Source organism: Streptomyces sp. NPDC054794, assembly GCF_053611585.1.
In genome coordinates, this window is record NZ_JBSHAQ010000078.1 from 1 (window position 1) to 20,416 (window position 20,416).

The following is a 20,416-nucleotide window of genomic DNA, read 5'->3' on the forward strand; positions in this document are numbered from 1 at the left end:
ATCGACCCGGCCTGGAAGTCCGTCACCTTCCTCGACGACCCGCTGGCCTCGACCCTCCACACCGAGGCGGAGCACGCGCAGAAGGCCGGCCTGCTGGACAAGCCCGACCTGAAGGGCATCTACGACCTCACGCTGCTCAACAAGGTCCTCAAGGCCGAGACCGGCAAGGAGGTCGACGACGCCGGCCTCGGCACCAAGTAGCGATATCCGGACCCCACGAGTCCCCAGGAGGGTGACGACCCTTCGTCACCCTCCTGGGAGCCACCGGCTGCGGCAAGTCCACGGACGCCGCTGCTCCTGCGGGCCGGCCGGACGCTGGGCGCCACCGGACTGCGCGGGGCCTTGCACATCGTGATGCCGGGGGCGCTCCCCCGCTGTCCGGCAGGGCCGAAGCAGAGAGGGGGGTGCTGCTGGCGGCCGCTGATGGCCGCCGAGCTCATCGCCTCTTCGCCCGATCTGGGCGTCGGCCGCGGCCAGTTGCTGCTGATCTTCAGCCCAGGGCACCGACCTGACGCCGTCGCGCGCCGCCCAGACACGGCTTCTCAGAGCCCAGTGAATGTACGCATCGATGTCCCTCACCGGATCGCGGTCCGGATCGCGATTCGGGATGACGGCGGTGTACGACCGAGAAAGGCGTTCAGCGGCATCGCTCATGGCTCAATCCGGGAACTGGGGCCCAACCGCAGTACGTGCACCGAGCGCCCTTCCCTTGCCCCAGCCCAGCTCGCGCCGATACCCGCCGAGCAAGCCGGATTCCTCGAGCTCCCGCACGTCATGGAAGCGCGAGCCGGGAGCGACCGCGGTCGTCAGAGGTGCGACGAACAGCGCGTCGGTCGGACAGTACGCCTCACACTGGAAGCAGGTCTGGCAACTGTCGTGCCTCGCGATCACCGGAACGCCGTCAGGACCGCGCTCGAAAACGCGCGTCGGGCACACCTCGACGCACAGGTCGCACCCGATGCAGCGGTCCCGCTCGACAACCTCGATCATGCTGCTCGACCTCCTGCCACGCTCGACGGCCACGACACCGACTCCGGACGGCTCCAGACCTCGTCGAGCCCACCGGTCAGCAGCCGGTGGCGCTGTGCCGGGTCCTGCGTCGGCCGGTCCACGCGCTTGTGCATGCCGCGCGACTCCGTCCGCTGCAGAGCCGCGTGGTACATCCAACGACCGTGTGCCACCATCGCGGCCGCTTCCCTGGCCCGGAACACATCCTCGCCACTGGCGCCCAGTCCTTCGCGGACCGCGGACCACGTCCGGTGCAACGACCGCAGGGCCGGCTCAAGACGATCCGCGTGCCGCAGGTAGTTACGGTCATAGGGCAGCACCTCTCGCTGCACCTCGACGACGACCTCGCGGTGTCCCACGGTCACGATGCCGGTGGGGCGGAGGCCGGCCGTGCCCACTGAGCGCAGCTCACGGCCCGGACGACCTCGTCGTGTGGCGAATGCCGCGGCGCCCCGGCCCGCCCAACTGCCCGAGGACACCGCCCACGCGGCGTTATGGCTGCCGCCTCCGGTGAAACCGCCGCAGATCAGCTCCCTTGTCGCGGTGTCGCCGGCCGCGTACAGGCCCGGGACGTCGGTCGAGCAGTCCTCACCCGCGATCCGCACGCCGCCCGTGCCTCGCACCGTGCCCTCGGCGAGCAGGGTGATCTCGAACAGGTCGGTGAACGGGTCGATGCCCAGCCGGTCGAAGACCAGGAAGAAGTTCGGCTGGCCCTTGCGCATCGCGCGCTGTTCGTCCGGCGTGGCGCGGTCGATCCGCGCAAAGACCGGTTCCTTGAGGAGGGCCCTCGCGATCGCCGACCGACCGCCCTTGCTCGCGGCGCCTTCGAGCACCGAGCCGTCGGAGCGGTAGAAGGTCGCCCAGGAGTAGTAGGCGGTCTTGGTCAGTGAAGTGCCCTTCGGAGCCATGGCGTAGGCGTTGGAGAACTCCATCCCGGACAGCTGCGCTCCCGCCTCGACGGCCAGGAGGGCGCCGTCTCCGGTGTTGACGTCACAGCCGAGGGTCTTGGACTGGAAGGCACACCCACCGGCGGCGAGCACGACCGCACCCGCCTCGACACGCACGACTTCTCCGGTCGTACGATCGAGCGTCCGCGCGCCGGACACGACTCCGTCCGCATCGACCAGCAGCTCCAGCGCCGGCGTGTGATCGAGGATGCGGACGCCCAGACGCTGCACCCGGGTCCGCTGGCGGCGCATGTACTCCGGCCCCTGGAGGTCATCACGGATCTGCCGGCCGCGAGTGTCGACGGGGAACGGGTAGCGCTGCACCCGGGCGAGTTCATCCATGCGGGCGTGGGTCTCGTCGAGGACGCGCGCCATCCAGTCCCGGTCGGCGAGGTAGCCGCCGAGCCCCTCCCGGCTCGCCATGGCGGCCTCCCGCAGTTCGGGATCGTCGTCGACGTACCAGATGCCGGTGCCCACCGATGCGGTCGCACCGCTCGCACCGGTGTAGCCCTTGTCGGCCAGGACGACATCGGCGCCGGCCTGGGCGGCCTTGATCGCGGCCCAGGTGCCTGCGGGGCCGCCGCCGACCACGAGCACGTCGGTGGCCAGGGTCTGTTCCAAATGAGTACGCGTCATGGCATGCGTTCCTTCCCAGGACAGGGATCAGGACTTGAGGCGGCCGGTGGCGAACAGGGCGGCGGACCACGCCGAGAGCACGGCGGCGAAGGCCCGGACCACGAGCAGGAGCCAGCCCGCGTCGACTTGGCCCTGGCCGAGGAAGCCGATCCGCTCGACGTGGCCGGCCAGAAGAGGGGCGAGAGAGCTCAGGACGCCCCAGAGCGGAGGCAGCTGTGTGACCGAGTGGAAGACATCGCCAAGCAAGCCCAGCGGCAGGGATCGATCGACTCCATGGAGTAGACATGATCGAGCGTTTTGGGGCGGCTGCCCGCCATCACGCCCACCTGTGCGGCGACCAGGAACACACCGTGCGTGCCGAACAGCAGGGCGAGGGGCGGGCGAGGCTCCCGCCGCCGGAGAGCGGGAGAGCCATCGCCGTCACTCCCCCACCTACCACGGCGCCTCGGACGAGCAGAGCCGACGGCTTGCGGTCAGTCACCGGACACGTGGGGCTCCTCCGGGTGGAACTGGTTGGCCGGCACCGGAAGCCCGTAGTGCTCGCGCAGGGTCGTTCCTTCGTACTCCTCACGGAACAGGCCCTTGCCGCGAAGGATCGGCAGGACGTGCTCGATGAAGCTTTCCAGGCCGGACGGCAGGGCCGGCGCCATGATGTTGAATCCGTCCGCGGCACCGCCCTCGAACCAGGTGATGATCGTGTCCGCCACCTGTTCAGGCGTGCCGATGAACTCGAAGTGGCCGCGGCCGCCGCCGAGCCGCGAGATGATCTGGCGGACCGTCAACCGCTCGCGTACGGCGAGCTCGATGATCAGGTCGGAGCGGCTCTGCGAGCCCTCCAGCTTCGGCCGCGCGAGGATGAAGTCCGGCAGTGGCGCGTCGAGTTCGAACACCGCCGGCTCGGTCTCGAAGACCGTGGCCAGCTGCCGCAGCCCGTACTCCGGGACGCGCAGCTCGTCGAACTCCTTCGCCAGCGCACGGGCCTCCTTCTCGGTCGACCCGATGTACGGGACGATCCCCGGCAGCACGACCACACCGTCCGGGTCACGCCCCGCGACCCTCGCCCTGGCCTTGATGTCGGCGTAGAAGTCGGCCGCGCGCTCGTATGTCTGGTGGGCGGTGAAGATCGCCTCGGCGTGCCGGGCCGCGAAGTCCTTGCCGTCCTCGGAGGAGCCGGCCTGCACGAGCAGCGGGTAACCCTGCGGCGGGCGCTCGACGTTGAGCGGGCCGGCCACGGAGAAATACCTGCCCCGGTGGCTCGGCTTGTGAATCCGCGCGGGGTCGGCGTAACGCCCCGTGGCCTTGTTCGCCACGACGGCCTCGGATTCCCAGCTGTCCCACAATGCCTTGGCGACGCGCAGGAACTCGTCGGCGCGAGCGTAGCGCTCGGCGTGGCCGGGACGGTTGACGAGGCCGAAGTTGGCCGCCTCGTCGGCCCCTGCCGAGGTGACGATGTTCCAGCCGGCGCGGCCGCCGCTGACATGGTCGACCGACGCGAGCCGGCGAGCGAGGTTGTACGGCTCGTTGTACGTCGACGACACGGTCGCGATGAGCCCGATCCTGCTGGTCGCCTGGGACAGCGCGGTCAGCAGCGTCAGTGGCTCCAGTTGGCCCGGCGGCCGGAACTCGCCGGTACCGATGAGTGCCGGTCCGTCCGCGAGGAACAGCGAGTCGAACTTGGCCCTCTCGGCCAGCTGAGCCAGCCTGATCCAGTGCTGAAGGTCGAAGTCGGCCCGCGGATTGCTGTCCGGGAGCCGCCACGACGCCTCGTGGTGACCCGCCTCCATCAGGAAGGCGTTGAGATGGAGCCGACGCCTTGTCATGCTCACGCGTGCTCTCCTTTCCGTGTTCTGAGGGAGCCGAGCCTGATCAGCCGACCTGCAGCTTCGAGCTGTCGTAGCCGGCCGGGAGGAGGCTGTCGGTGATCGATGAGACATCGACCTTCTTGGTGATCTGGCCCGCCTCCAGGAAGGCGTCGGCGAGCTTCTGCTCCGCCGCGATGTCCGACTTCTCCACCGGGGTCACCCGGGTCTCGAAGGCCTTCAGGGACGCCTTGGCGTCGTCCAAGGGGATGCCCTCTTCCTTGGCGATCGCCTGCGCGTACTTGTCCTCGTGCTTGATGGCCCAGGCGAACTCGTGGGCCAGCCGCTGCAGAACATCGGTGAGAGCCGCCCGCTTGGTCTTGTCGTTCAGCGAACTCTCGCTCGCGACGTAGTAACTGCTCGTCTGGTCGATCGGCGGGAGACCCTTCGCCAGGATCCGCGCACCGTTCTTGACCGCGATCGCCGACTGCGGGTTCCAGATCGACCAGGCGTCCACCTTGCCGGTGTTGAAGGCCGTGGCACCGGCCGCCGGGTCGAGGAAGACCAGCTTGACGTCCTTGGGGGTGAGGCCCACGCTCTTGAGCGCGTTGAGCGCCAGACCGTGAGCCGAACTGCCCTGCGGCACAGCGAGCTTCTTGCCCTTGAGGTCCGCGAGCGTCTTCAGCGTCGATCCCTTGGGCACGATGATGTTCTCGTTCGCCTGGGTGGGCCTGAGGGAACGATTGACGGCCACGACCTTGAAGCCGTAATCCTTCGCGGCGCCCGTGATCGGCGGTACGTCGCCGACGGCTCCCAGGTCGATGTCGCCCGACGCGGCCGCCTGCACGAGCGGCGGGCCGTAGGTGAAGCGGGCGAACTTCACCTTGTACGGCGCGTTGTCGAACACACCGGTGATCTTCGCCAGCTCCTGGCTGCCGTCACCGCCGTTGTCACCAATGGTGAAGGTGTACTTGCTCCACTCGGGGTGACTGTGGGCGCTCGATCCGCTCGGCTTGCTCAGGGGCGCGGCGGCCTCCGATGTCGACCCGCAGGCGACGAGGGTGCTCCCCAGTGCGAGCAGGCCAACGGCGACGACGGGTCGGGAGATTCTTCTGGACATGGGTTCTCACGTGCTTTCTGTGCTGTGGTGGGAGAAGTTGCCGGGTGTGGCGGGGAAGTCAGTGCTGGTTGGCGAGACCGAGGTCTTCCAGGAGCGCGGAGCGCAGTTCCTCTCGGGCGAGGCTCGCCTCCCGGTCCGCGGCCGACAGCTCGACGAGGTGGGAGGTGCCGATGCGTCCGTTGCTCATGACGACGACGCGGTCGGCCAGCGCGATCGCCTCGTCGACGTCGTGGGTGACGAGCAGCATGGCCGCGTGGTGTTTGCTCCGCAGCGCCCGTACGAGGTCGTGCATGCGCAGCCGCGTGATCGCGTCGAGCGCCGCGAACGGCTCGTCGAGCAGCACGAGTTCGGGCTCCGAGACCAGTGCCCGAGCCAGCGACACCCGCTGGGCCTCGCCGCCGGACAGCTCCTTGGGCCACGCCTTCTCGCGGCCCGAGAGGCCGACCTCGGAGAGCACGTCGAGGGCCCGCTGGTCGGCGTCCGGTCCGTGCAGGCCGAGGGTGACGTTGCGCAGCACCCGCTGCCACGGCAGCAGACGGTCGGCCTGGAACACGATCGCGCGCTTCGCCGGCACCTCCACCCGCCCGCCGTCGGGCCGGTCAAGACCGGCGAGCAACCGCAGGAGGGTGCTCTTGCCGCAGCCGGAGGGGCCCAGCAGGACCACCAGCTCCTCGTCGGCGACAGTGAGGTCCAGGTTGTCGAGGACGACCCGGTTCCCGAACTGTCGGACAACCTTCTCCACGACGGCGCCGGCCTGTCGGCGGAGCTGGGCGCTTTGCGTAGCAACCGTGGTGCTCATGCTGCCTCATAACTGGGGCGCCACCGCAGCAGCACCCGCTCCAGAGCCCGGACGAACTGGTCGGCGAGCAGACCGAGAAGCGAGTAGATCACCAGCCCCACGAAAACCTGGTTGGTCTGCAGGTAGGTCTGCCCTTGAGTGATGAGGAAGCCGAGACCCTCGTCCGCATTGACCGTCTCCGCGGCGACCAGTCCCAGGACGCTGTACGCGAGGGAGAACCGAAGGCCGACCAGGAACCCCGGCAGGGCTCCGGGCACCAGGACACGGGTGATCAGGCGCCAGGTGCCGGCGCCCGTCGTCCGCGCCATCTCGATCAGACGCTGATCAACACCCCGGATCGCGGCGAACAGGTTGAGATACATCGGAACGCCGGCACCGAACGAGATGAGGAGCACCTTCGTGAGCTCGTCGATACCGAACCACACGATCATCAGCGGCAGCACCGCCAGCAGCGGGATCGTGTTGAGCACCTGCACGATGCCGTTGAACAGATACTCGCCGCTGCGCAGCAGACCACCGAGCACCCCGGTGACAATGCCCACCGTCAGGCCGATCGCGAGACCGATACCGGCGCGCTGCAGAGAGATCGCCAGGTCCGGCCCGAGGACGCCCTGCTGCCACAGGTCGACGGCGGACTTCACGATGGAGGTCGGTGCCGGAGCGTAGGTCTTCGCCAGAACTGCGGCCCTGGCGAGGACCTCCCAGACGATGAGGACCGCTATCGGAGTCGTATAGATCCCCAGTGGCCAGCGCAGGCGCTCGCGGAACGTGCTGAACCCCGTTTGGCGGCGAGCGTCACGCGGCAGGAAGACCTCGCGCCCACTTGTGGCGCGTGGCGTCTCGGCAGCCGGTGCTACGGCCGGCGCCTTGAGGCTGACGTCGGTCACGCCGCCACCTCCAGCACGCTGCTGTAGTGCGAGGCGTCACCGACGAGCGGCTCGCTGCGGCGTCCGTCGACGCCGACCGGCACGTCTCCCGCGACCGTCACCCTGTTGAGGCGGCGCGGGTGGTTGTCGTAGTTGTCCACGGCGTAGTGCTGGGTGATCCGGTTGTCGAAGATCAGCAGCTGGTCCGGGGACCAGGTCCAGCGCAGGATGTTCTCCGGACGGATCACGTACGACTGGAAGATGCGGAGCAGATCCGCCGACTCGCTGCTCGACAGACCGACGATCCGCTTGGCGAACCCGCCGATGAACAGCCCGCGTTCACCCGTCAGCGGATGCACCCGCACGAGAGGGTGCTCTGTCTCGTACGGTGTCGAGACGAAGACCCGGTCGTACTCCTCCCGCAGCGCCGACGTGGCCGAAGGGCGCGCGTAGTCGTACTGGTTGGTGTGCACGACCCGAAGCGAGTCCGCAAGGGCGCGGAGTGGCTCGGGCAGGTCGCGGTAGGCCGCGGCCGCGTTCGCGATGAGCGTCTCGCCGCCGTACGGCGTGGTCACGATGGACCGGAGTGTGGTGACCTGCGGCGGGTTGACCACGAAGGTGACGTCCGTGTGCCATTCGTTGGCCTTGGAGGTCTCACTGTCGACGGCGAGCACGTTCTTCGTGCCGTCGGCGGCCGGCACGTTCGGGTGAGCGGTTGTCAGATCGCCGAACCACCCGGCGACGCGCTCCTGACCGGCGTTGTCGAGGTTCACGGTGTCGAGCACGATCGCCTTGTGCTCGTTGAGGGCATGACGGAGCGTCGTGACCGTAGAGGGATCGGGGGGCGCCGTGAGATCGACACCTTCGACGAGCGCGCCGATGCGTCCCGTGAGCTTGCGGATGGACGGAGGCATGGGAGGTCCCTCTCAAACAATTGGGGGCACTGCCGGGGGCCGAGAGCCGGAGTGAACGGGTGATGGGCAGGGGTGAATGGCCGCGAAGTCGGTCCTCGGTCTGGGCGAGATGCCAGGAACCGACGACTACTCGAGGAGCGCCCTATGAGGGGCGAGCGTGTGGTGGTGTTCGTGCGAGCGCTGACGGACGGCACGTCGCCTCACCGACTTCGAGCTGTTCCGCAACGTCTCCCCATAACCAGAGAAAGAAGGAGGGGGAGGAGAGAGGAGCGGTAGAAGAAGGCGGTCAGGCGGTGGGTACCGCGGTCCTCAGGGGAGGCACCGCTGGGGCGACGGCTTCGCACCGCCCCACCCGGAGATACGTCGCCGGCGTGCACCGGCCGCTGCCGAGGGCCACTTTGCGGATCAGCGACACGCTTTCCGGATCAACGGCAACAGAACGCGCTGGAGACGTGCGCCAGGTCGATGTGGCGCCGCCGAGTCAAATCCACGCGCGGGGTCATGGAACGTGAGTTGAGCAGATCTCCGCCCCTTCGGTCAATAGATTCCGGACAGGTCTCACATCGCGGAAGCTGGAGCTTCTCCGCCTCCTTCAGAACGGAGCCGCGGAGCCGCTCACCGCGGCCGAACAGACGGACGGCGTTGCGCACGGCGTGGACCGTGACGTGCTTGCCGATTTCGTTGCCGGCGTTGACGTGAATCCGGACGGCTTCTTCTTGACTTCCTCCTCGCCCTGAAGGACGAGGATTCCCCTACGAGGGGGTTCGGCCGGTCGCCCGGCTTACGGGTTCCTGCTTCGCGGACCGGCTGGTGCCGAGGTCTCCGCAGGCTGGCACGGCATGCCCTGCCGCGTGTCTGATGTTGATGGCCGCGTTCACGTCCGCATGGGCGCGGTGTCCGCATCCTGCGGCTTTGCACACGAAGACCGATTGGCTCTCTCGGTTTCCTTCGGTGACGAAGCCGCAGGCGGAGCACCGCTGCGACGTGTAGGCGGGGTTGACCTTCACCACGGTGGTGCCGGTGTAGCGGGCGGCATTCGTGAGGGCGAGTTCGAGGCGGTGCCATCCCTTGTCGAGGATGGCGCGGTTCAAGCCCCGTTTCTGGGACACGCGGGTGCCAGGTGCGTCGACGGCGCCGGACGCGGACGCGGACATGTTGCGGGTCTTGAGGTCTTCCAGGACCACGACCGCGTTCTTGGCGGTGATCTGCTGGGCGACCTGGGCGCAGAAGTCCGCGCGCCGGTCCGTTACACGGCCCATGATCCGGTTCATGCGGGCGCGGACCTTGGCCCGGTCGGCACTGCCCTTCTTCGTGCGGGCGAGCTGCTGCTGAAGACGCCGGAACCTCCCGGCCTCGCCGGCGGTGATGAACTCCCGGTCATGGAAGTCCCCATCCGAGGTAACGGCAGCGGTCTTGACGCCCCGGTCGATCCCTACCGACGTGTTCGGCATGGCATGCCGTTCGGACATGGTCGTGCCGTCGTCCACGAGGAAGGAGACGTACCAGCGTCCGGCCTTCCGGCCGATGGTCGCGGACCGGATCTCACCGCCAACGGGGCGCGACCAGCGGAAGCAGACCCAGCCCAGCTTGGGCAACTTCGCCCGGCCCCACTTGCGGCCGAGACGTTCCACAGTGACGAGGTTCCCGGCCGGGAAACGGAACGACGGCGACCAACGCGCCTTGGAACTCCAGCAGACCCTGAACGTGCCGTGATCCCGGCACGCCCGGTCCAGGTCCCGCAGAGTCTGCTGAAGGATGTGCGAGGGCGCGGCCTTCAGCCACTCGTGCTCGCGCTTGGCGTCAGCCAGCTCGGCGGCCTGCGGAACGTAGTTCATCCACGCCCCCCCGCCGCCGGTACTCGCGCCGCCGCTCAAGCGCGGTGTTCCATACCACCCGGCAGATGTTGCCGAACTCCTCGCACATCTCCTCTTGTTCGGGCGAGAGGTCGAGCAGGTAACGGCGACCCGACAGCATGAGAACACCCCCCTCGGCTGATGTGATCAACATAGTGTCCACCACTGACAACGCAGCGAACTTCACCGCTGCACGGCTCCGGTGCGAGGATCGGCTGTCCCCGGCCTGAAGGCCGGGGTTTGCGCCGAAGAGTTACCGGATCAATCCGATCCCGCCGATCAGTGACAAGCGCCTGCGCCGCCGTTGACACACGGCACGCGCGAGGGCTGCGGAACGGGCCCACCTCATCGGGGCGAGACGCGTCAGCGAGCGGGCTCGGCCACGGCGTTTCGCCCGGAGGCTGTTTCCGGGCGGCCCGGCCGTGCTCGGTGTGCGGTGGCCCCGTCCGGGCGTCAGGCTGGAAGAGAAGGCAGACCCACGCGCCCGTGACGGCGCTGTCCTGACCGGGTACGAGCGCGATCCGCACGCGAAGGCAGGGGAACCATCATGACCGCACCCGTTCTCGAAGGGGCGGCTCAGGAGATCGCCGACGCGACGTCAAAGCCGCCCTTTCTCTACGAGCTTGGTGCAGAGGGTGCCCGAAAGGTGCTGGACGACATCAAGGCGCTCACCTCGACAAGCCGAATGTGGACGATACCTGGCTCACGGTGCCGGAAGAGGTCGGCGACGTTCGAGTCCGCATCGTCAACCGGTCGGCGCCCGCTACCCATGACCGGCTCGTGCGCGAACTGGCCACCGGCGTGGACGCCGCCCTCGCCTTCGTCGAGTACGACCACTCGCCCGAGGCCCACTACCCTGTGGCGATCGAGCAGGCCTACGCGACCGCCCGCCGGCTCACCGCCGACGGCGCGGCACAGGGCCTGGATGTGTCCCGCATGGCGTACGCGCGCCATCTCACTCAGGCCGACGTTGCCACCACCAGCATCCGATACAGCGGCATCCTCCACGCCTTCATGATGCTCAACCCCGCCGAAGGATTGACCATTGCCTGTCATCAGGTCGTGCGCGGGGTGGATGTCCTGGACACCGTGCGCGGGGGCGGAGCGGTACGGGCGTCGTCGGCGAGGGTGCGCAGCAGGACGAGGGCGTCGGCGCTGGGGGTGCCGGGTTCGGCGGAGTAGACCAGCAGCCGCTGGCCTGGAGCGCTGGCGACGGTGAACGACTCGTAGTGCAGATACATCTCGCCGACCTGCGAGTGCCACAGCGGTTTGTCGTCGCTCGTGCAGGGCCGTACCTCGTACCGAGCCCACAGGTCGGCGAAGGCCGGGCTGTGCAGGCAGAGTTCACCGATGACCTGGGCGACACGCGGGTCGTCGGGGTAAGGGGCCGCCTGTGCGCGCAGGTTGCTGACCATGCCGCGGGCGGCGCGCTCCCAGTCCTGGTAGAACCGGCGGCCTACGGGGTCGAGGAACACCATCCGCAGCTGGTTGTCGATCCGGGCGAAGTCACTGAACAGCTGCCGCCCTGACGGGTTGGTGGCCAGGATGTCCAGCGCGGGGCCGACGATACAGGCCGGCAGATCCAGGAAGTGGTTCATCAGCCGCGACAGTTCGGGGCTGACGGTGGTCACCGGAGCGGCACTGGTTCGGGGCGCGGGCTGGGCGAGCCGGAACAGGTGGGCCGCGGCGGCGTCGTCGAGGTGCAGGGCGCGCGCGACCGCACCGAGCACCTGCTCCGAGGGATGCCGTTCGCGGCCTTGTTCCAGGCGGGTGTAGTAGTCCGTGCTGACTCCGGCGAGCAGCGCGACCTCCTCCCGGCGCAGGCCCTTGACCCGTCGGGAGGTGTGCGAAGGCAGACCCGCCTGCTGCGGAGGGATCAGGTCGCGACGGGCGCGCAGGAAGTCGCCGAGCTCGTTCACCCTCGTCATGCCCACAAGGTACCGCCCGGTGCGCCGGGCAGCCTGGGTGTGCCGCACCCTGGCTGGGCGGGGGTGCGTCACACCCTTCTTCGCCCGCCGCCGCCTTCCTAGCGTTGCTGCCCCCACCTCGGAAGGAAGGCGTGAACACATGCATCAACCGGTGAGCGTGCCCGAAGTGGCCGCACCGCAGCGGACGACTCCCGCATTGACCCTGGTCATGGCGGTGGCCTGCGGGTTGACCGTGGCCAATCTCTACTATGCGCAGCCTCTGCTCGACCTTGTGGCCCGATCCTTCGGCGTCGGCCAGGGCGCGGCCACGACGGTGGTGACGCTGACCCAGGCCGGGTACGCCCTGGGCCTGCTGTTCCTGTTGCCGCTGGGCGATCTGGTCGAGAACCGCCGGCTGGCGACGCGGACGCTGCTCGTGACGGCGACCGCACTGCTGCTGGCCGGGGCGAGCCCCGTGTTCGGGATGTTCCTCGCCGTCTCGGTGCTGGTGGGAACGACGTCCGTGGGGGCACAGATACTGGTGCCGCTGGCGGCCCACCTCGCCCTGCCCGACCAGCGCGGCAAGGCAGTCGGCCAGGTGATGAGCGGTCTGTTGACCGGCATCCTGCTCGCCCGGACGGTGGCGAGCCTAGTCGCCGAGCTACTGGGCTGGCGGGCGATCTACGTGATCTCCGCCGTCCTGATGCTCGTACTCGCGGTTGTCCTGCGCCGGATGCTGCCACAGCGCGCACCGGACCACACCACCGGCTACCGCACCCTGCTGGCGAGCCTGGGCGAGCTGGTCCGGCACGAGCCCGTCCTACGCCGTCGGGCCCTGTGCCAGGCGAGCATGTTCGGGGCATTCACCACGTTCTGGACGTCCATCGCCTACGAGTTGGTCGACGAACATCACTTCGGCCAGGCCCAGATCGCCCTCTTCGCTCTGGTCGGTGCGGGCGGCGCGGCCGCAGCGCCGATCGCCGGCCGGATCGCCGACCGTGGCCACGCCCACGGCGCCAGTGGAGCCGCGCTGCTGCTCGCCTCGGTGGTGTTCCTGCTCGCCGCCCTGGGACACGGCAGCGTGCCGCTGCTGGTCCTGACCGCGGTTCTGCTGGACTTCGCCGTGCAGTGCCACCAGGTACTGAGCCAGCACGAGATCTACGCCCTGCGCGGCGACGCCCGCGCCCGCATCAACACCGTCTTCATGACCACGGTCTTCGTCGGCGGCTCCGCCTCCTCCGCCGTCACCGGGGCACTGCACACCGCCTACGGCTGGACCGGCGTCTGCGCCGTCGGCGCTGCGCTGCCACTCGCCGGCCTGCTGGTGTGGGCCCACGGGCGGCGGACGACGGCTCGTACACGAGCCCGGACGGACGCCGTGCCTGCGGCCGAGGCCGCAGACACCGTGGACGTCAGGTGAGTCGTCGTCTCTCTGAGGAAACGGGCGCGTCATTTCCTCGTCATATCCAGCGTTCAGCACGACCAGGACCTGCGCGCCACACGACTTCCGCTGACCAGCGGCGACGAGCTCGACAACCTCGCGGCGCCGGACCGTGGTCAGCGCGGCGACATTCGCGCCGGGCTCCAGGCGGACCGCGTCCAGCACCGCCGTCCACGATGTTCGGCCTGTCTCCAGCGCGGCCACGATCAAGTTCAGCCGGCGGCGACCTGTCCGTCGCCGTTCAGGTCCACTCCGGTGGTTCGCTCCATCCATGGGAGCCTGCCCGCCACATCGGCGAAGACGAAGTTCCTGGAGTTGGAGACCACGCCGACCTGCTTGCCATCGATGAACAGCGGACCGCCGGAGTCGCCGGGGCCGAACGTGCCGCTGACACCGGAGGTGCACACACCCGGCCCGTTGGCCCCATCCGTGCAGTCCCCGCCAACCGTGTCGACCTTGACCTGCGCAGTCTTCAACTTGTCCGACAGCTCGCCGGACTCGGTCATTCCCCAGCCGAACACGTCACCGGTGGAGCCGAGCGCGGGGGCGGCGTCGGCGAGAGGCGCCGTGGCCGCCGAGCCGGCACTGTCCTGAAGCTCCAGCAGCGCCAGGTCGAATCCCCTCTCGACGTGCGGAGCCTTTACCGCGATGGCCGCGCCCTTGTTCCTTTCCGTGCTGCCGATGAGAACCCTGATGGACTCGCCGCCTTCTGCGCAGTGCGCGGCAGTGAGCACCCACCTGGCGTCGATGAGCGTTCCTCCGCACAGGTTCTCGCCGCCCTCTCTGGTCGTGGCGACCTGGACCATGCCGGCCGGCGCACTGGCGGCCTCCTGACCGTTGGTGATCGCATACACGAACCCGTAAGAAGCCGTCGTGATCGTCGCAAGACCTGCGAGAAGGCCAACAGCGACTCCACGATGCCGGCGCATCTTATGACGACGGTGCATGAGAAGAACTTCCTTTCCCGTATCTTGGCTCACGCCAAAGTCATCGACGACCGCCGAAAACGCCCCCCGCCAGTGCGGCGCATCGCCTGTGCACGGAAGAGGCACAGGAGCGCCGCTTATGGTCAAAACGCATAGTCGAGCCCCTTCATGAGGTTGTGCGGGTTCGCCCAGGCGCAGATCCCGCGGGGCGTCGGAACTCGGTGCTGCCCGACGGGCATCGAGTGAAGAGCCAACTAAAGTCCGGCGGATCGGTCCTCGGGAGGATCCCGGGCATGGGCAGATCAGGAAAAACCCACTGCCAAGGGCACTGTCACCGCTGAACTGACCCCCGGAGCGCGGGCACAGGAGTTCATGCTGCGAGCGCGAGTTTACGTTTCCTGGACCTACAAGATCCACTGTCAGGTGTGTCCTGCCACAACGCGCACTGCCGGGAGCTGAAAGGGGCCGAAGCTTACGCCCATTGAGCAGCGACTTACGTCAAGGAAGGGGTAGCGCGAGCCGTATGCCACCCGGTGCCAACGGCGCACTGGCCGTTCACCTGGGCGGGCGCGCTCGACCTCTTCGGCCGGCACCAGGAGGCAGCCGACCTCCACCAGCAGGTCCTCACCACCCGCGAACGCGTTTTCGACGCCGACCACCCCGACACCCTGCTCAGCCGCAACAACCTGGCCAACGCGCTGCACCACCTCGGCCGACACCAAGAGGCAGCAGCCCACGAACGCCTTGCACGGATCAGATTCCCACCCTGCACAGCCGCAACAACCTCGGCCTCGCGCTCGACCACCTCGGCCACCTCGGCCACCTCGGCCACCTCCAAGAAGCAGCAGACCACCATCAACACGTCCTCAGCACCCGCGAACGCATCCTCGGGCCCGACCACCCCCACACCCTGCACAGCCGCGACAACCTCGCAGCAGCACTGCATGCTTCGGGGCGCGCGGGCACAGCCATGGGGCACGGGAGGAGGCGTTGGTTGCGCGGGCCGAGGCGCAGCTAAGGTTCGGTGCGCTCGTGGCCGTAGCGGGCGGGCCGGCCGAGGCTCACCCCAGAACCTGAACACACATGCGGTCCCCTCGCCGCCCGGCCCCCGCACGGTCATCCATCCACAATGCGCGGCAGCAAGGCCGCCGGCTCCTGGGCCGGCTCTCCCCTGCTCTCCGTGGACGCGGGCCGGGTGGTGCTGCGCTCCAGCGCGGCACCGAGATGCTTCCGGCGTTTCCTGAGATCGTGGCCGGGTCCGTGCAACTGCCGGACGCGACCGCGCTGGACGGGGTTATGTGACCTGTGGGGGTTTCTCAGCCCCAAGGTGTCTCAGGCGGTGCAGCTCCCCCAGACGAGACGTGACGGGCGTCGCGGCCACGTGCCGCAGCGGCCGCTCAGAGGTGGCCCTCCAGGAACTTCCGTACCTCGGCGATGGTCATAGGCCCCGTGCCGTGCGCCACCGCCTCTCCCTCCTTCAGCAGGACGCAGGACGGGGCTCCGGTGATCCCGTATCGCTCGGTTGCGGCCGGACAACGTGTGATGTCGGCGCGGACGGCCGTCAGGCGGCCCGTGTAGTCGTCGGCGATGCCACCCACGACGAGGTCCATCACCCGGCAGGGCTCGATTGCCTTGGGCCATGTCCCGGTGAAGTATGCGAGGACCGGAACTCCGCTCATCCCGAGGATGAAATTGAACTCCGCGTCCTCACAGGGTCGGTGAACCCGCTTCGCCATGGAAACTCCTGACCTCACGTTCCGTCATTCCATCCCCATCATCCCTCGCGCGGTGTGCCAGGCCGGCCCGGTCGGTCGTCCGGTTGACCTGTCGGAAGGGAGGCATGGGGCCGTCGCAGAACCACGGTGGTCCCCGGCGCGAGCGGCCCGGCCTCCTGGTGACCCGGCCTGGCCGCCCCGCCGGTCACCCAGCTGCAGCCCGCCGCGCGCCCGTGGGTCAGCTCGTGCCAGGACAGTGCATGACGACATGAAAGCCGTTTTCAAGGCATAGCCTCCCAGATCACCGGCCAGCTGCTCGATGAGCGCGTCGACGAGCGGGCCGGTGCGCATCGTCCACCGGATCCAGTCGAGGTGTATCCGCCGCCGCGCTTCCCAAAGACAGCGCTCCCGACGGGCTTTCCGAGGCCTTGTCTGGTCTTCCCATCAACCCCCGGTCTCAGCTGGCTCATACCGCTCTTCCCCGGGCCGCATGAGCCAGCTGATGGCACCGAGAACGAGGCACGATTCCTGGACCGCTCGCGGACGCGGTCGTGGACGGTCGAAGTACGCGTCAGCTGCCCCGAAGACCGACCGCCAGCGTCAGTTCAAGGACCCGGTGTGGCGATGCGAGATCCGGAAACAGCTCCCGCAGCTGCGACATCCGGTATCGGACTGTCTGGGGATGGACGAACAGCGCCGCCGCCACCTCGTCCCGTCTGCCCTGGTGCAGCAGCCACGCCCGCAACGTCTCCTCCAGCCGCCGTGCGGTCGCGTCAGGCAAGGTCCGCAACGGTGCGAGGGCTCGGGCACGCAGGTCCGCGAACGCGTCCACGTCGGCGCTCAGCACCAACTCGGGCAAGTGGCTCTCGGTGTCGCGAATATCAGAGGAGAGCAAGCGCGCGCGTAGGGCTCGTGCGTACGAGGCGGACGCACGAGTCCATGGCCGGGCCGGGCCGGCCACAGCGGCGCGGTCGGTGAGCTGCCGCAGGAGATGTGACCGGTCGGCATCGGGGACGAGCAGCACACCGGTGGCGTCCGGCAGATCGTCGAGGACGAGGGTGCTCGGCTCGAGCGCGCGGTAGGCAGGCCGGGCCTGGGCGGCGGGCAGCAGGACCGCGGTCAGCGAAACCGGAGGCTGCCACCCGGCCCGTTGAGCAGAGACCAGCAGCACGTCCGGGCTCGCGCCGGCGAGGAGGTCGCGGGCCAGGTGCTCCAGGTGGCGCTCGTGATCCCTGCCCCGGGCGGCCAGTTCGTCGGCATGGCCCGCGGCGCTCGCGGCGGAGAGCTCGTCGATGTAGGCGAAGGTCAGCTCGGCGAACTTGGCGACCTCGGCGGCGGGCAGACCTGCGGGTACGGCACCCGCTGCCAGGCATCGCCAGGCCACGCGGGCACCGACGCGGTAGGCGCTGAGCAGGGCGTCCATCGAACGGCCGTCGCGGACCTCGCCGCGGCCCAACTCGTAGGCCGCGTCACCGCCGTCGCCGCCCGTGGCGTTCCCGCTCGCGAGGTCCAGGTAGTGCCCCAGGGCGGTGCGGACGGCTCGGCGGATGGTGGCGCCCATGTGGCCCGAGAGGGCGTTGGCGTAGGGAGGGACCTCGTCGATGATCGCCTGGACGACCTCGTCGGCGGTCGTCTTCAGCGCGGCCCGAAGTGCGGTGACCGTCGTCTCATCCAGGGCCAGTTCGCTGGCCCTCCGGATTGCATGGCTCACGTTCTTGTTCCCTGCGAACAATTCAAGCGACCAGATTCACGTCCTGCGGTCAGGACTTTACGCCCTGCGGCGCAGCAAGCTGAAGTCATGACGAGTACAGCCCTCCGCAGCAGGGCGTGGAAACTGCTGGAGATGGTCACGACGCCGCTGCTGCCGTCGGACTACCTCGACCTGGTCAGCCCGCTGCGTGCGGGCGCTGACCTGCGCGGGCGCATCGAGGCCGTGCACCCCGAGACGGGGGACGCCGCGACCATCGTGATCAGGCCGGGACGGGGCTGGCGCGGCCACACAGCCGGCCAGTACGTGCGGATCGGGGTCGACGTCGACGGGGTGCGCCTGTGGCGTGCCTACTCCATCACCTCGCCGACAAACCGCCAGGACGGCCGCGTCACGATCACCGTGAAGGCGATCCCGGACGGCAAGGTCAGCAACCACCTGGTCCGCAGGGCGAAACCGGGCACGCTGATCCAGCTCGACGAGCCGACCGGCGACTTCGTGCTGCCGCAGGCCAAGCCCGCCAAGGTGCTCTACCTGACGGCCGGCAGCGGCATCACGCCCGTGATGGGCATGCTGCGCGACATCGAGTTCGACGACGTCGCCATGGTCCACTGCGCGCCACAGCCGCAAGATGTGATCTTCCGCAGCGAACTGCACGACCTGGTCGCGGACAAGAAGCTGCGGCTCACCGAGGTGCACACCGACACAGACGGCATGCTCGACATCGCCCGTCTCGACGAACACGTGCCCGACTGGGCCGAGCGCGAGACCTGGGCTTGCGGGCCCGCGGGCCTGCTCGACGCCGCCGAAGAGCACTGGAGCGAGCACGGCGTACAAGAGCGCCTGCACACCGAGCGCTTCCGCCCCAGCATCGTCGTCGCCGGTGACGGCGGCGAGGTCACGTTCAGCGCCACCGGCAAGACCGTCGACGCGGACGGCGCCACGCCGTTGCTGGACGTCGGCGAGGAGGCCGGCGTGCTCATGCCCTCCGGGTGCCGCATGGGCATCTGCTTCGGCTGCATCACGCCGCTCAAGGCGGGCGCCGTCCGCGACCTGCGCACCGGCGAGGTCACCGAGGCTGAGCCGGGCGTCCTCATCCAGACATGCGTGTCCGCCGCGGCGGGCCCCTGCGACATCGAACGGTAGGAGCACCTTGACCGCCATCGACCCCACCGCCCACCTGACCGCGGAGCAGATCGAGGAGCTCGGCCGCGAGCTGGACGCGATCCGCGACGAGGTGATCGCCGGCCGCGGCGAGAAAGACGCCGCCTACATCCGTAAGGTCATCTCGGCGCAGCGCAAGCTCGAGCTGGTCAGCAGGGGCGTGCTGCTGTTCTCGATCTTCCCGCCCGCGTGGCTGCTCGGCACTGCCGGTCTGTCCGTGGCGAAGATCATGGACAACATGGAGATCGGCCACAACGTCCTGCACGGCCAGTGGGACTGGATGCGGGACCCGAAGATTCACTCCACCACCTGGGAGTGGGATCACGTCTCGCCGTCCGAGCAGTGGAAGCACTCGCACAACGAGCTGCACCACACGTACACCAACGTGATCGGCAAGGACAACGACCTCGGCTACGGCATCATGCGCATCGACGAGGACCAGAAGTGGCACCCGTTCCACCTCGGCCAGCCGCTGTGGAACTTCATCAACGCCTGCTTCTTCGAGTACGGCATCGCAGCGTACGACCTGGAGCTCGGCAAGAACCTGCACAAGCGCCGCCGCAAGAGCCCGGAGTTCCGCGCGCGGGCCAAGGCCGTGGGCCGCAAGATCCGCAAGCAGGTGCTCAAGGACTACGTGATCCACCCGCTGCTGTCGGGCCCGTCGTTCCTCACCACGCTCGCCGCCACGTTCACCGCGAACCTGGTCCGCAACATCTGGTCCCACTCGGTGATCATGTGCGGGCACTTCCCCGAGGGCGTGCAGGTCTTCGAGCGCCGGTCGATCAAGGGCGAGACGCGCGGCCAGTGGTACCTGCGCCAGATGATGGGCTCGGCGAACATCAGCGGCAGCAGGGCCATGCACTTCATGACCGGCAACCTGTCGCACCAGATCGAGCACCATCTGTTCCCGGACCTGCCGAGCAACCGGTACGCCGAGGTCGCGGTGAAGGTGCGCGCGCTATTCGAAAAGTATGAGCTGGAGTACGTCACCGGGCCGCTGCCCAAGCAGGTGTTCTCCGCGTGGCACAAGATCTTCCGGCTCTCGCTGCCGAACAAGAAACCCAAGGTCAAGACGCCGGACCGCGAGCAGGAGCTCGTCGCGGCCTGATCCCGGTATTGGTTCAGATCTTTCGGCCGTACCGGCGGCACCGCCGGGTTCGGTGAGATCCGTTGCGGCCGGTGGGCGGCCGCGACATCAGACCGTACGACACGGGATCCGGGCAGCCCGGTGTCCGGCTGCGCTGCCTGTACGTGCGCCAGGAGCTCAGCACACAACCCCCGGCGAGGCGTTGTAGTGCGCTGACCTGCCGTGGTCGGGCCGGTAGTCGGGGGCGTACGCGCACTCGGTTTGCCGACGGGCAGGCTGACGTTCATCCGGCAGAGTGCCTTCGTCTTGGCCTTGATGGACCGAAGTGCCTTCTTGGCCGGGTAGTTGTAGACGTACTGCCGGTCGGTTCCTCGTTTCTGGTGGCGCTGGATGCGCCAGCCGAGAAAGTCGAGGCCCTCGTCGATGTGCGTGATCAGTGTCTTCTCCTCCGACAGCCGCAGGCCGACGGTGGAGAGGACTTCCGCCACTTCTGGAAGCAGTGCCTCGGCGTGTGCGCGGGTGCCCG

The 20,416-nt window shown here is 68.6% G+C and carries 18 protein-coding genes and 4 pseudogenes; 8 read left to right on the forward strand and 14 right to left on the reverse strand.

The window, feature by feature from the left end:
• Positions 1-201: pseudogene (locus ACWGKT_RS44430) on the forward strand (sulfate ABC transporter substrate-binding protein); the annotation flags it as partial.
• An 87-nt stretch (positions 202-288) separates the two neighbouring features.
• Positions 289-483, forward strand: a pseudogene (locus ACWGKT_RS44435) (ABC transporter permease); the annotation flags it as partial.
• Positions 484-657: 174 nt separating this feature from the next.
• Here the strand turns inward: ACWGKT_RS44435 and ACWGKT_RS44440 are convergent.
• The 10 genes from ACWGKT_RS44440 to ACWGKT_RS44485 form a co-directional block, all read right to left on the reverse strand.
• Complete coding sequence (locus ACWGKT_RS44440) at positions 658-990, reverse strand: 4Fe-4S binding protein (protein WP_453278178.1); 333 nt, start codon at positions 988-990, stop codon at positions 658-660.
• Entirely contained in the window at positions 987-2,591 is a 1,605-nt protein-coding gene (locus ACWGKT_RS44445; protein WP_453278179.1) for an FAD-dependent oxidoreductase, read from the reverse strand. The genes ACWGKT_RS44440 and ACWGKT_RS44445 overlap by 4 nt, the downstream gene beginning before the upstream one ends.
• Before the next feature lie 27 nt (positions 2,592-2,618).
• Positions 2,619-2,837, reverse strand: coding sequence for a hypothetical protein (locus tag ACWGKT_RS44450; protein ID WP_453278180.1), 219 nt, complete (start codon positions 2,835-2,837; stop codon positions 2,619-2,621).
• 227 nt (positions 2,838-3,064) lie between these two features.
• A complete protein-coding gene (locus ACWGKT_RS44455) occupies positions 3,065-4,411 on the reverse strand; it encodes an LLM class flavin-dependent oxidoreductase (protein ID WP_453278200.1) in 1,347 nt (448 codons plus the stop codon).
• A gap of 46 nt (positions 4,412-4,457) precedes the next feature.
• The gene (locus ACWGKT_RS44460) at positions 4,458-5,510 is read right to left on the reverse strand and encodes an aliphatic sulfonate ABC transporter substrate-binding protein (protein WP_453278181.1); all 1,053 of its coding nucleotides are present in this window, start codon (positions 5,508-5,510) and stop codon (positions 4,458-4,460) included.
• 58 nt (positions 5,511-5,568) lie between these two features.
• The gene (locus ACWGKT_RS44465; protein ID WP_356157687.1) at positions 5,569-6,309 is read right to left on the reverse strand and encodes an ABC transporter ATP-binding protein; all 741 of its coding nucleotides are present in this window, start codon (positions 6,307-6,309) and stop codon (positions 5,569-5,571) included.
• The gene (locus ACWGKT_RS44470; RefSeq protein WP_453278182.1) at positions 6,306-7,196 is read right to left on the reverse strand and encodes an ABC transporter permease; all 891 of its coding nucleotides are present in this window, start codon (positions 7,194-7,196) and stop codon (positions 6,306-6,308) included. Before ACWGKT_RS44470 ends, ACWGKT_RS44465 begins: the two co-directional genes overlap by 4 nt.
• Positions 7,193-8,089 carry a TauD/TfdA dioxygenase family protein gene (locus ACWGKT_RS44475; protein ID WP_453278183.1) on the reverse strand — a complete coding sequence of 299 codons (897 nt, stop codon included), beginning with the start codon at positions 8,087-8,089 and terminating at the stop codon, positions 7,193-7,195. The genes ACWGKT_RS44470 and ACWGKT_RS44475 overlap by 4 nt, the downstream gene beginning before the upstream one ends.
• Positions 8,090-8,841: 752 nt before the next feature.
• Positions 8,842-9,924, reverse strand: coding sequence for an RNA-guided endonuclease InsQ/TnpB family protein (locus ACWGKT_RS44480; protein ID WP_453278184.1), 1,083 nt, complete (start codon positions 9,922-9,924; stop codon positions 8,842-8,844).
• The gene (locus tag ACWGKT_RS44485) at positions 9,890-10,096 is read right to left on the reverse strand and encodes a helix-turn-helix domain-containing protein (RefSeq protein ID WP_453278201.1); all 207 of its coding nucleotides are present in this window, start codon (positions 10,094-10,096) and stop codon (positions 9,890-9,892) included. The genes ACWGKT_RS44480 and ACWGKT_RS44485 overlap by 35 nt, the downstream gene beginning before the upstream one ends.
• Positions 10,097-10,489: 393 nt before the next feature.
• Here ACWGKT_RS44485 and ACWGKT_RS44490 point away from each other — a divergent pair.
• A pseudogene (locus tag ACWGKT_RS44490) lies at positions 10,490-10,890 on the forward strand (alpha/beta hydrolase fold domain-containing protein); the annotation flags it as partial.
• Positions 10,891-10,997: 107 nt separating this feature from the next.
• On the opposite strand, the gene ACWGKT_RS44495 reads toward ACWGKT_RS44490, so the two are convergent.
• Positions 10,998-11,870: a helix-turn-helix domain-containing protein gene (locus tag ACWGKT_RS44495; protein WP_453278185.1), complete on the reverse strand. Its 873-nt coding sequence runs from the start codon at positions 11,868-11,870 to the stop codon at positions 10,998-11,000.
• A 139-nt stretch (positions 11,871-12,009) separates the two neighbouring features.
• Here ACWGKT_RS44495 and ACWGKT_RS44500 point away from each other — a divergent pair, with 139 nt between their 5' ends.
• Positions 12,010-13,269 carry an MFS transporter gene (locus tag ACWGKT_RS44500; RefSeq protein ID WP_453278186.1) on the forward strand — a complete coding sequence of 420 codons (1,260 nt, stop codon included), beginning with the start codon at positions 12,010-12,012 and terminating at the stop codon, positions 13,267-13,269.
• A gap of 233 nt (positions 13,270-13,502) precedes the next feature.
• Here the strand turns inward: ACWGKT_RS44500 and ACWGKT_RS44505 are convergent, their stop codons facing one another.
• Positions 13,503-14,270: a S1 family peptidase gene (locus ACWGKT_RS44505; RefSeq protein WP_453278187.1), complete on the reverse strand. Its 768-nt coding sequence runs from the start codon at positions 14,268-14,270 to the stop codon at positions 13,503-13,505.
• A gap of 479 nt (positions 14,271-14,749) precedes the next feature.
• On the opposite strand from ACWGKT_RS44505, the pseudogene ACWGKT_RS44510 reads away from it, so the two are divergent.
• Together ACWGKT_RS44510 and ACWGKT_RS44515 are read left to right on the forward strand one after the other, a co-directional pair.
• Positions 14,750-14,947, forward strand: a pseudogene (locus ACWGKT_RS44510) (tetratricopeptide repeat protein); the annotation flags it as partial.
• A gap of 35 nt (positions 14,948-14,982) precedes the next feature.
• A complete protein-coding gene (locus ACWGKT_RS44515) occupies positions 14,983-15,234 on the forward strand; it encodes a tetratricopeptide repeat protein (protein WP_453278202.1) in 252 nt (83 codons plus the stop codon).
• Positions 15,235-15,613: 379 nt separating this feature from the next.
• Here the strand turns inward: ACWGKT_RS44515 and ACWGKT_RS44520 are convergent, their stop codons facing one another.
• Both ACWGKT_RS44520 and ACWGKT_RS44525 read right to left on the reverse strand, forming a co-directional pair.
• Complete coding sequence (locus ACWGKT_RS44520) at positions 15,614-15,952, reverse strand: thioredoxin family protein (RefSeq protein WP_453278188.1); 339 nt, start codon at positions 15,950-15,952, stop codon at positions 15,614-15,616.
• Between the two features lie 550 nt (positions 15,953-16,502).
• Complete coding sequence (locus ACWGKT_RS44525; protein ID WP_453278189.1) at positions 16,503-17,642, reverse strand: PucR family transcriptional regulator; 1,140 nt, start codon at positions 17,640-17,642, stop codon at positions 16,503-16,505.
• Between the two features lie 87 nt (positions 17,643-17,729).
• Here ACWGKT_RS44525 and ACWGKT_RS44530 point away from each other — a divergent pair, with 87 nt between their 5' ends.
• Positions 17,730-18,785 (forward strand): ferredoxin reductase, encoded by a 1,056-nt coding sequence (locus tag ACWGKT_RS44530; protein WP_453278190.1) that lies wholly within the window; start codon positions 17,730-17,732, stop codon positions 18,783-18,785.
• A gap of 7 nt (positions 18,786-18,792) precedes the next feature.
• The gene (locus ACWGKT_RS44535) at positions 18,793-19,911 is read left to right on the forward strand and encodes a fatty acid desaturase family protein (RefSeq protein ID WP_453278191.1); all 1,119 of its coding nucleotides are present in this window, start codon (positions 18,793-18,795) and stop codon (positions 19,909-19,911) included.
• The last annotated feature ends 505 nt before the right edge of the window (positions 19,912-20,416 follow it).